This window comes from Halobacillus sp. (assembly GCF_049282395.1).
Lineage (GTDB): Bacteria > Bacillota > Bacilli > Bacillales > Halobacillaceae > Halobacillus.
Genome location: NZ_JBAPTY010000017.1, coordinates 1 through 10,914 on the forward strand (window position 1 = coordinate 1; position 10,914 = coordinate 10,914).

Sequence of the window (10,914 nt, forward strand, 5' to 3'; positions counted from 1 at the left end):
TAACTCCACCCTCTCGTTGGCCGGAGACTTATGCTTCTCCGTTACCACCGTCGATAATAGGAAAAACAACAGGACATTGTGGCGGACGTACTGGAGAAGGACAAGGAGTTGGTAGTACATCTCTTGGTTCACAGAATTCAGCTAAGAATTCAACCGTTACAGGGAATGAAGATTGAATACTTTGGCAAAGTCTTACAGTGATCTGAGCATCAAAAGTTGCTAGTTCGTCTGTATCTGTTCCATCATCGGTACAATCAAACGTACATACAAAGCAATCTGCATCTGAGTATGTTACATCCACATCAGTACCTTCTGGGGCGCACAATACCACTTGTTCACAGCGAGAGAATTCCAATTCCACTTCTTCTACAACCCCAGTTCCAGTGATAGGGATTAAGATTGTTACGGTGAAGTTCTTACGTAGAGTAACCACTTGAAGAATTGTTTCTACACCATCAATTACGAATGTACGGTTAGTGCGTTCTAGAACTTCGACACTATCAGGAGTAACCGTACATGTTACTGCTGCAGGATCAAAATCGGCACAAGTTACTCCATCTGGCAAATCAATGTCAGTCAGAGTTAGATCAAATGATGCTTCATTTAGAACCCAGTCGTACACCTTATCGACGTTAATACAGATTAATTCTTGACCACCACTTAAATTGTTTGCTTGCATAGTTGCAAACACCTCCAAGGAAAATTATTGTTCTTGCATTCGTATCATATGACTGCGATGGACATTTGGTACAGTGCATTAGCGGAACTCTGCAGAAATTTTATTGATAAGTACTTGAGTAAAACTGTGCTTTCTCCATAGTTTATTACTCTTTAACTAAATGGTGACAAATGTCTAGAAAAAATTTTTATGCGAGTTAAAGCAACTGGCATTTAAATGAAGAGGAGCAATCATTGAAGGATAAGGATAAAAATAAAAAAAGAAGCAGTTTGGAGAAATCCATGTTCTTCCAATATGCTTCTTTTTCTTGGGGGCAGATTTTACATATAAATGAAGAAATTAAAGACTCACTTTGATGAAAAGTGAGTCTTTAAAATATACGGACAAATTAATTTGCTGACAGACGAATGTTCTAATTTGAACGCAATTCAAATAAATTCGCGGTTAATTCCCTGATATGAACATTAGCTGATGAAGATTGTTCAATTTCATCCAGTTTACCAAAAAAATAATCAATTTCTTCTTTCCTCAAATAAGGGAATCGATACTTAATTTTATCCTTTTTTTCCGGTTTTAATGATGTGGGCTCCTGATCGAGGGGCGGACTTTTAACTTTAAGCTTGTTCAATAAGTGGATAATGTCTTTATAGGCGTATCCTCTTTTCACTCCCGCATAATAATCAGGTAGTGAAGTGGACCTGAGTCTTTCAGTAGCATGATCGCTTTTTTGGGTACCATAATAGCTATCAATGAACGAGAACAAGTCCTTCTCGGTTGATGCAATTAAACTTACTTCATTTGGTAAATCCACATCATACTTTCCCGATTTAAAAGGCATATAGGAGATAACTGGTTTCGCGAGCAAAGCCGCTTCAATACCTGTGGTGCAGCCATTGTGTATGACCATCTGGGACGCGAGTATCCAGTGAATTACATTACCAGCTTGAATAATTTTGACATTTTCACAACTCGATAAGGCCTTTCGATAGGACTGAACGTTCTCAGTCGGATGAGGTCTAATAATAATAGGTACGGTTGGATATTTTTCGCTTATCCTTCTGATTAACGTGATGAAAGAATAATAAAGTTTCTTTATATACAGAGACGAAGGGTTTGATGTCCCCTTCTTCTTCCCTCGCCTATGATTATAAAGTGAAAACCTTGTATTGATTAAAATAAATTCTCCGTGATTCGTCCTGAGGGAATTAGCTTTTTCTTCATACAGCCTTCTGAATTTTTCCTGTAATAAATCAAATCGAGGATTCCCTACTGCATAACATTTACCTTTCTCCCCCGGATACGCAGTACTAATTAGGTTTTGCTGGTACTCCCCCCAACAATATTCCTGTTCCACCAATCTCAATATCCCTTTATTCATCCTGTCTGATAAATAAGCTGTTTCATTATGAATGATCAGACCTTCCTCATCTAACTCCACTAGAGTATGACCTAATCTCTTGGCGCTGGTCAGGATCCTTTTCCTAATACGCTCCGGATATCCTTTTGAAAAGAAAATACCTTTTGGAAAGTGGTGTAAAGCCGTCTCCACTGCCTTGTGTTCTCCAACGATCACCCGGTAATTTTCCTTTACAGCATAATACGCAAGCAATAATTTCGCATCTAATTCCCTGGACTTTATTTCTATAGGCAAATAAAGAACGGTGTTCTCTTTTTTCATCCAAGTTCCTCCCTTTCTTGTAAGAGATTGTCTTATTCAACAACACCCTGATCCTAATTTACCGGCCTTTCCTAATGTCCGTAGAATTATATTCTGTTCATGTGAAGCATATGATTGGTAGTAGCTGTACGATTCAATAGTCAGCTTTGTTGTTTTCCGCGATAGATACCGTTGTAACGATTTAATATTTCTCAAATAACATGTTATTGAACGGGAAAGAGTGAAGACGAAATGGATAAAAAAAAGTTCGATCCAGATGACCTGCAAGTCATTAAAGCAAAGATCGATTTATATAAAGCTACGATTGAATCATTAAAAAAGGAGCATCAAGCTTATCAGGAAATTCTTTGTGAGCATGGTCATTACCAAAAGAAAGAGGAAGTGATACCTTTGAATAAGTTCCATAATGAAGAGGAGTATATGGAGAATGAATATCATGATGAAGAGGAGTATATGGAGAGCGACTACCATGATGAAGAAGAATATTTGGAGAGCGAATATCGAGATGAAGATTATATGGAGAATGAACAATTAGAGGAGAACCATTACTTTACCGAACAGTTTGATTACCTTCATGGCTATTTAAATGAACTAGGGCAGGAACTGCTTTCTCTTAACAAAAAAATTGTCCTGATTCTGAAAAAACAGGATCAATTACTGAAAAATAATGGACTTAAGGAGATAAAAGAGGAAATTGCCAGTCTGAAGAAAGCATTGAAACCGAAAGAAGCCCCAGCTCCACCTGCCACCAAGGCACCACAAGGATTCAGCCAACTAAGAAATATGGTGCGGTCGAACAGTCATGTTTATGATCCGAACGAACAAAGTCGATTTCAGGGACTTGGCAATTACCCCTCACCGCCTAGAAGTCATCCTTCTAACCCAACACAACAAGGAACATCGAAAGGTCGCCGCCCGCTTTCACCAAGCAAAAAAAATAAAACGGTCAAATCAAATAAGTCAAAACCATCGAAACAACGTACCACTCCCAACCCTAAGCCACCCAAATCAGAAGGTACAACAATTAAACGAAAGGATGATCCTGACGCCAACCTCCAAAAAGCAAATATGGAAACTAACCATCCACCTGCTGAATCAGCAGTTACCGACGTCAAACAGGCGCAGGAAGAAATACTAACGAATGCTCAAGTAAAAAATAACAATATGTCCAAACCTAAGCTTTTAGAAACAGAGTCACCAAGCGTCTTAACCAACAACTCCATTCCAAATGAAAAACCTATGTCCATAAAAGAAGAAGTGACGGCACAGCCCACTCCTACAGAAACAGAACCAGAAAATGTCACTAATACAAACTCAATTCCCAATAAAGGATCTCTACCCGTGCAAGAAGTTGTGACGGCACAGCCCACTCCTGCAGAAACAGAACCAGAAGGTGTCATTAATACAAACTCAATTCCTAATAAAGAACCTCTACCCGTACAAGAAGATGTGATGAGCCAGCCCACTCCTGCAGAAACAGGAGAGGCCATTAATGCAAAATCAACTCCCAATAAAGAACCTTTACCTATAAGAAAAGAAGTGACTATTGAATCCCCTGTTTCACAACCAAATAAAGTCAATGTTGGAAATGAAGACATCGTTGGGAATCATCACCTACCTGTAAAGGAAGAAAAGGTTATCGACCCTTCTAGTCCAGAAACAAAGTTAATAAACGTTCCAAATGAAGAGCCTATTATTGAAAAAAATGTAAAGGAACCGAAAAAATATAAAGAAATGAATCCAGAAGAAAAAAAACTTGAAAAGTCCTTTGAAGGAACTACTAAAAACGTAGAAACGCAGAGGAAGCCACCTGTGAACTCCTTTTTCTCCCTTTTTCAAAGAGGATGAAAAATATTCATTTTATGGTCCCTTTCACTATTTTCCAAGAAATGATCGCTCATTGTCACAGTTATCTACCTTTTGAGGGATGCGGTTTATTGTCTGGAGTGGGAAATCAAGTTCGCCACATCTGGCCATTACACAACGAAACAGAATCAAACAAAAGCTTTTATGTTAGTAAACAGCATGTGGAGAAAGCCATCAATCATGCTGTCCAAAAGAATGACAGTATTTTAGCAGTCTTTCATTCTCATCCGACGACATCAGCCCTGCCTTCGAGCTATGACCTCTTACAACATGCGGACCCTGAAGTATACATGGTCATTGTTTCCTTCAAAAGAGAGACACCTGAGGTGAAGTGTTACCGAATAATGAACAAACAACCGACACCTATTCCAGTCTCTATATTAACTGACTGAAAGCCCTCTCCTTTCAAGGAAAAATGAATATTGTATTATTGAAAGGAGAGATGGTTGGTGAAGAGGAAAATTAAAACCACAACTACCCTTCCCAAATTATCGCAAGACAAAAATGCCCCGGTCGTCATTAATACGAAAAACGGAAAGCGTACAGCGACCTACAAAAAGTCTGGCGGCTGCTGCGGAAAGCGTCGTTAACCCCAATAATTGAGCGTCAATCCACTATATAGGGACTGAGCCTTTTAAATTAATATACGGAATAAGGATGAGGTTCTCAACACGAATCTGATCCTTTTTTAAATCCATAAAGTGAAAAAGCTTCCTTTTAGACATTCTATTAATCCTCGATTTCTTATGATCTTACTACCCAAACAATCTTCTAAAATATATTTAACGTCTTATTCCTTTCGGTATAATCTCCTCCACTACGTCTGTTCCCTGGAGACTATTGAAGCGCACCCAACTCTTTACAAAAAGCTTTATTTTCTTGTGTGGCCAGGCTTTTTATATAAAAACAAAGACAGCACTCGATAATTACCATTTTATTTCCACGTATATTTTCTGTTAATGATTAGAAAAGATGGATAGCAAAAGAGGTGGTTCCTATGTTGTTAATGATTGTTCTAGGCTTCATCATTCCTTGGCTGACTGCCGGGTATGTCTATAAAAGAGCGCCAAAAATTATATTTACCGTTGCCCCATTCGCTGCTTTAATTGCACTGATTCTGAATCAGTTAGGAATCCAAATAGACCTTTGGACGATTCACACTTCTTCAAATATGGTGATTTTAAATACGTTGTTTCTTGATTTAGGAATTTTTACGGTAGCGGCTGTATGGTTTACGTATTTTCTTTACTATAAGGAGAAACAATCGGTGTGGGTGTACTTAATGTTTGCACTTGGGATGACTGGAGTTGAAATCATAGCTCTTTCTATTCACCTATTGACCTATCATGAAAAATGGAACATCTTCTACACCTTCCTCATGTACCTCGGTGGATTTATTATTATTCACCTGATTATTCGCAAGCTGGACAAACTTGAAGTCTACCCCTGACCTCTCCTCTTCTCTCGGTACAAATTAAAAAAGGCAAGACACCATAACGGTGAATTGCCTTTCCTAAACACGATCAACTTAAAGGGATTGTATAGCTTCCTTAATCGCAGTGGTACCGCTCACAACCTGAAACTCCTTACCAATTGTTGAGTCATCTTCCAAAGCGGCAGCAATTACGTTTGCCACATCTTCCCTTGGCACTTCCCCTCTTTCAACTTTGGATGCAGCCTCTACCTGCCCGGTTCCTGCATCATTCGTCAGCATACCAGGATGGATGATGGTATGATTCAAATCTGTTCCTCTCAACCATTCATCAGCGTAATGTTTAGCTGCAACATATGGTGCAAAGGATGAAGGTGCACTCTGAATGGCTTCACGGGTGGTATCAAACGAGCTGATCATCACATATCGTTTCACACCAGCTGCTTTAGCTGCTTCGATCGTCTTCACAGCTCCGTCCAAATCTATAAGAACAGTTTTGTCCGGCCCCGTATTTGGTCCAGATCCTGCAGTAAATACGATCGCATCCACTCCTTCAGCCGCTTTGGCAATCGTTTCAATGTCATCCTCTAAATCAACAACTACTGTTTCGGCTCCTTTATCTTCAAAAAAGGATGCCTGTTCCTGCTTACGAATCATAGCTTTAGCTTCCAATTTGTCGCTTTCCTGAATAGTGGATACCAGGTGTTTACCAATTTGACCGTTTGCTCCTACAACAAGTACTTTCATCATTTCTTCATCCTTTCTAATTTACAATCTGAATTCATTGCGTAATCCATATTATTATCGTAGATGAAAAAACAGGAAGATGTCTAGAAACTTGCTTTGACCGTTGAACAGGAAGCATGCCAATATCGTTCTACCGTCGCGTCGATGCTCTTTTTCTACCCAGGCTGGCTTTTAGCCTTTTTCTTCCTAAATGCGATAAGCGAAGTTTTGATGGAAGCATATCCTCCAACAGCTGCATTTCCATAGAAGAAGCCCATAAAGATACCTGCCCATACATTGTTCGGGTGTGCAAAAAACACGCCGATGATTAACCCCATTAACGCAGCGGTGCCAGGGACTAAGCTTTTCGGTAAAGATAAAAAATTCTTTAATAGTTGCGTAACAATGATAACCACAGGAACAGCAATTAATACATCCCAAACATTTGTATGTATAATTGGGAACTCTTCCATATATTTCACCTCTCTAAAATTAGAACAGCTATGCAATAACGATCGCTGAATATAGATAGTATGGGTAAGATACGCCAGAATTATATGTATTATTTATTACAAGACTGCGCACTATAATATTTTCCAACAAAAAAATGATCTCTTTTTTCAGAGATCATTTTTTCACAGGTTTCACTATATAGATATTTATTTTTCTTCTAATCGAAAAGTTCACTCACTGAATGATCTGTCTGCACACGTACGATCGCATCCGCAAACAACGGAGCCACGGAAAGTGATTTGATTTTTTCAATCTGCTTTTCTTCCGGTAAGAAGACTGTATTCGTAATGACCAGTTCCTTCATCGGAGAATCTTCAATCTTCTGAACGGCAGGTTCTGATAAAACCGCATGAGTACCGCAGGCATAAATGTCCTTCACTCCGCTTTCTATCAGAGCAGATGCTGCCTGCACCACCGTTTCTGCTGTATCAATCATGTCATCCACGATAATAGCTGTTTTCCCTTCAATGGAGCCAACCACATTCATAACCTCATCAGCATTCGGTTCAGGTCTCCGCTTATCTATAAAAGCAATCGGGGTGTCCAGCAAATTCGCCATTCTTCTGGCACGGCTCAGACCACTTGTAGCCGGTGCTACTACCACGATGTCTTTCATATCTTTTTCTTTATAGTATTGACCCAGAATAGAAATACCAAGCAGCTGATCAACAGGGATGTTAAAGAAACCTTGAATTTGAGGCGCATGCATATCCATGGTAATGACCCTTGAAACCCCAGCTGATTCAAGTAAATCAGCAATCAGTTTTGCTGTAATTGGCTCACGGGAACGAGCTTTTCGATCCTGCCGTGCATATCCATAATAAGGCAGCACTACGTTGATGGTTCTGGCTGAAGCCCGCTTCATTGCATCAACCATAATTAATAATTCCATCAAGTGTTCATTAACCGGCTGAGAGGTGGATTGAATAAGGTAAATATCGTCCCCTCTCACACTTTCTTCAATATTAATTTGCACTTCGCCATCACTAAAACGAACAACGGAGCTTTTTCCTAAAGGCGCTTCTAATATCTCGGATATTTCCTGCGCTAAAGGTTCATTGGAGTTTAACGTAAATAACTTCATTGCAGATTTTGAACTCATGTAAACCTCTCCCGAACTTAAAATTTTTAATCCATTTATGTAGCTGTCGACACTTAAGATAAAGACGACATTTCCGGTTATTTTGTTAAGACATATACGACATTATAACATATCGAAACCGGTCTTTCAGATTGGAACGCTTCTATGCTTTTTTTGACCACAAGCGCTATAAGGATTAGGTAAAAGATTGCATTTACATTTACCATCGATACCATGATTGTAAAACACTATGGTAAATTATTGTACAGAAAAACACCTTCAAAGGATTATATAATCGCTTTAAAGGTGTTCCTGATTAATCGCATGTGGCAGATGTTCTCTTACCTGTATTGTTTTCTCCTTACCCACATCGTCGCAGCCCACTTTTCACCGGAAGTGACCGGCGAACCGCCGTGGAGAGTCCGTTCATTGATGAGCGGATCGGAATAGAAATATTCAAAATAGACGGCCATTCCTTTATGAGGGGAGATGGACAAATTCATATGCGGAAAGTAGGTTTCTCCTCCCTCTTCCACGTCGTTCAAGTATAGGACAAGCGTACTGATTCTTGGATTGTTAGCTGCTTTAGCCTTTGAACGGAAGTAGTCATAATGTGCTTTATATTCCTGGCCTTGTTTATAATTTAAAATGTGAAGTCCTTCTCCATGTTCGACAGGGACGTTCATGATTTGTGCCATACGTTTTTCAATCCTGGCCGTTAGATCATCTTCCGGGAGAAACGTGCTGCTGCTTGTCCGAATGTCGCTCACCTCGTGATTTGATCCGATTTTCGATCGGTTCATTTTGCTTTTGGACAGGAGGATGAGCTCGTCACACTCTTCTTCACTTACTACGTTTCCCAGAACAGCAATCATGGGGTTATCCATCTTAGCGATAATAGCTATTTCACGGTCTTCGGTAATAATTTTGTGTCCCCGATGATCGAAAATGGAAGGTTCTTTCACTGGCATTGTCACTTTTCATCAACCTCTTCTGATTTTAATAAAACGCTTCCAGAAACAATTCTTATTAAAAATAGACTCTAATGAATATATTACCATTTTATTGATGTTTTTTCCTTATTTTTTCATTAAAGTTATTTGTTTGTTCACAATTAAAACTAGCGTTTAATCGGGCAGGTCTCTAAGGCTGGCGGATTCTTTTTCTGGATTAAAGGCATAGCAGTGATGGAAGCAAGGTGTAGGATCACTATTTTACTTCTTCCAGCCTCTAGAAGAAGCCTTGTTTTGGTGATCACTATTAGGGGAATCCTTGAAAATGCATTTCTTTATTTGGCTTTACTCTTATCGTGGCAGAAATAATAGTTGTATCACTTCGCTCGCCTCGTAAGAGAAGAAATCATTCCGGAAGATAGAAAAACATAAAATGAAAATTACTTTCAATATTAAGGAAATGATCGTCTCAACCTGTACATTAAATAATCTCCCGAATAGGGCGATTATTTAATGTGTTTACTTTTTTATATGAAATAATTGTCTCCATGAGCGCTTTTTCTCTAATGGTACTAATTTCAATTATCTTGAGTCATTGATAATGCGGGCTGTAACTATATCCCTGTATAAACCTACAGCCATGCCAAAATCACTATCTATTACTTCCTGGCGTAAACCTCTTAACCCTTTTGCCTAGACAGTCACTTATGTCTTTGTTATAGGTAAAGTATAAGGAATTATTTAGTTCTTAACAGGGGGTATAACTCCACCTGCCAACCATTGGAGAAATGATTTTTTCGACGGAATTATGGATGTGTTGACAAAAAACACATTCTATATAATAATAGTTACTGGATTAGAATTATTATAAAAAACTGCTTATGAAAAGCAGAAAATTTATCACAAATACAGGAGGAATTCTACTATGGCTCTAATAGGAAAAGAAGTACAACCATTTCAGGCAAAAGCATTCAAAGACGGTGAAGACTTTATTGATGTAACAGAAAAGGATTTCAAAGGTCAGTGGAGCGTTGTTTGCTTCTATCCAGCAGACTTTTCATTCGTTTGCCCAACTGAACTTGAAGACCTTCAAAATAACTATGAAACTCTGAAAGAACTTGGTGTTGAAGTATACTCTGTTTCTACAGATACTCACTTCGTACACAAAGGCTGGCACGATAGCTCTGAAAAAATTAACAAAATCAAGTACCCAATGATCGGAGATCCATCTCAACAGCTTTCCAGTCAATTCGACGTATTGAACGAAGAAGATGGCCTGGCTGAACGCGGTACATTCGTAATTGATCCGGATGGCGTTATTCAAACCGTAGAAATTAACGCAGGCGGAATCGGCCGCGATGCAGATAACCTTGTAGGTAAAATCAAAGCTGCTCAATATGTACGCAACAATCCTGGCGAAGTTTGCCCGGCAAAATGGGAAGAAGGCGAAGAAACTCTTACGCCAAGCCTTGATCTAGTCGGCAAAATTTAAGGAGTGAAATAAATGGTTCTAGATGCACAAATAAAAGCACAATTAGAAGAATATCTAAAGCTTTTAGAAGGTGACATCGAACTGAAAGTCAGCGCGGGAGACGATGATGTCTCCCGTGACATGCTGGCTCTCACCGATGAGCTTGCCTCTATGTCACCGAAAATTACAATTACAAATGCAGAACTTAAACGTACCCCCAGCTTCAGCGTGAACCGTCCTCAAGAAGAAACAGGGATTACCTTTGCCGGTGTTCCGCTCGGTCATGAATTCACATCCTTAGTACTTGCCTTGCTTCAAGTAAGCGGAAGACCTCCAAAAATTGATGATACTATGATTGAACAAATTAAAAATATCAGTGGAGAGTATCACTTCGAAACGTTTGTCAGCTTAAGCTGTCATAACTGCCCGGATGTGGTACAGGCTCTGAATATCATGAGCGTAATAAACCCTGGCATCACTCACACAATGATTGATGGCGCTGCTTTTAAAGAAGA

General features: G+C 39.3%; 11 protein-coding genes and 1 pseudogene. 6 read left to right on the plus strand and 6 right to left on the minus strand.

Annotated elements, in window-relative coordinates; translation table 11 throughout:
• Nucleotides 1–28: 28 nt before the first annotated feature.
• Complete coding sequence (locus WAM07_RS00810; protein ID WP_422163946.1) at nt 29–679, minus strand: hypothetical protein; 651 nt, start codon at nt 677–679, stop codon at nt 29–31.
• A 412-nt stretch (nt 680–1,091) separates the two neighbouring features.
• Nucleotides 1,092–2,357 (minus strand): surface carbohydrate biosynthesis protein, encoded by a 1,266-nt coding sequence (locus WAM07_RS00815; RefSeq protein ID WP_422163948.1) that lies wholly within the window; start codon nt 2,355–2,357, stop codon nt 1,092–1,094.
• Between the two features lie 231 nt (nt 2,358–2,588).
• Between WAM07_RS00815 and WAM07_RS00820 the strand changes: the two genes are divergently transcribed.
• The 4 genes from WAM07_RS00820 to WAM07_RS00835 all read left to right on the plus strand — a co-directional run bounded on the left by WAM07_RS00820 (nt 2,589) and on the right by WAM07_RS00835 (nt 5,673).
• Nucleotides 2,589–4,205, plus strand: coding sequence for a hypothetical protein (locus tag WAM07_RS00820; protein WP_422163950.1), 1,617 nt, complete (start codon nt 2,589–2,591; stop codon nt 4,203–4,205).
• A 41-nt stretch (nt 4,206–4,246) separates the two neighbouring features.
• Nucleotides 4,247–4,615 carry a Mov34/MPN/PAD-1 family protein gene (locus tag WAM07_RS00825; RefSeq protein ID WP_422163965.1) on the plus strand — a complete coding sequence of 123 codons (369 nt, stop codon included), beginning with the start codon at nt 4,247–4,249 and terminating at the stop codon, nt 4,613–4,615.
• A 57-nt stretch (nt 4,616–4,672) separates the two neighbouring features.
• The gene (locus WAM07_RS00830; protein WP_422163952.1) at nt 4,673–4,813 is read left to right on the plus strand and encodes a hypothetical protein; all 141 of its coding nucleotides are present in this window, start codon (nt 4,673–4,675) and stop codon (nt 4,811–4,813) included.
• Nucleotides 4,814–5,220: 407 nt separating this feature from the next.
• The gene (locus tag WAM07_RS00835; RefSeq protein ID WP_422163954.1) at nt 5,221–5,673 is read left to right on the plus strand and encodes a hypothetical protein; all 453 of its coding nucleotides are present in this window, start codon (nt 5,221–5,223) and stop codon (nt 5,671–5,673) included.
• 78 nt (nt 5,674–5,751) lie between these two features.
• Here the strand turns inward: WAM07_RS00835 and WAM07_RS00840 are convergent, their stop codons facing one another.
• The 4 genes from WAM07_RS00840 to WAM07_RS00855 all read right to left on the minus strand — a co-directional run bounded on the left by WAM07_RS00840 (nt 5,752) and on the right by WAM07_RS00855 (nt 8,946).
• Entirely contained in the window at nt 5,752–6,405 is a 654-nt protein-coding gene (locus WAM07_RS00840) for an SDR family oxidoreductase (protein ID WP_422163956.1), read from the minus strand.
• A 152-nt stretch (nt 6,406–6,557) separates the two neighbouring features.
• The gene (locus WAM07_RS00845) at nt 6,558–6,854 is read right to left on the minus strand and encodes a hypothetical protein (RefSeq protein WP_422163958.1); all 297 of its coding nucleotides are present in this window, start codon (nt 6,852–6,854) and stop codon (nt 6,558–6,560) included.
• Between the two features lie 197 nt (nt 6,855–7,051).
• The gene (locus WAM07_RS00850; protein WP_422163960.1) at nt 7,052–7,996 is read right to left on the minus strand and encodes a ribose-phosphate diphosphokinase; all 945 of its coding nucleotides are present in this window, start codon (nt 7,994–7,996) and stop codon (nt 7,052–7,054) included.
• 320 nt (nt 7,997–8,316) lie between these two features.
• Complete coding sequence (locus WAM07_RS00855) at nt 8,317–8,946, minus strand: 2OG-Fe(II) oxygenase (protein WP_422163967.1); 630 nt, start codon at nt 8,944–8,946, stop codon at nt 8,317–8,319.
• A gap of 907 nt (nt 8,947–9,853) precedes the next feature.
• Here WAM07_RS00855 and ahpC point away from each other — a divergent pair.
• Nucleotides 9,854–10,420 carry an alkyl hydroperoxide reductase subunit C gene (ahpC, locus tag WAM07_RS00860; RefSeq protein WP_422163962.1) on the plus strand — a complete coding sequence of 189 codons (567 nt, stop codon included), beginning with the start codon at nt 9,854–9,856 and terminating at the stop codon, nt 10,418–10,420.
• A 12-nt stretch (nt 10,421–10,432) separates the two neighbouring features.
• Nucleotides 10,433–10,914 (plus strand): annotated as a pseudogene (locus tag WAM07_RS00865) (alkyl hydroperoxide reductase subunit F); the annotation flags it as partial.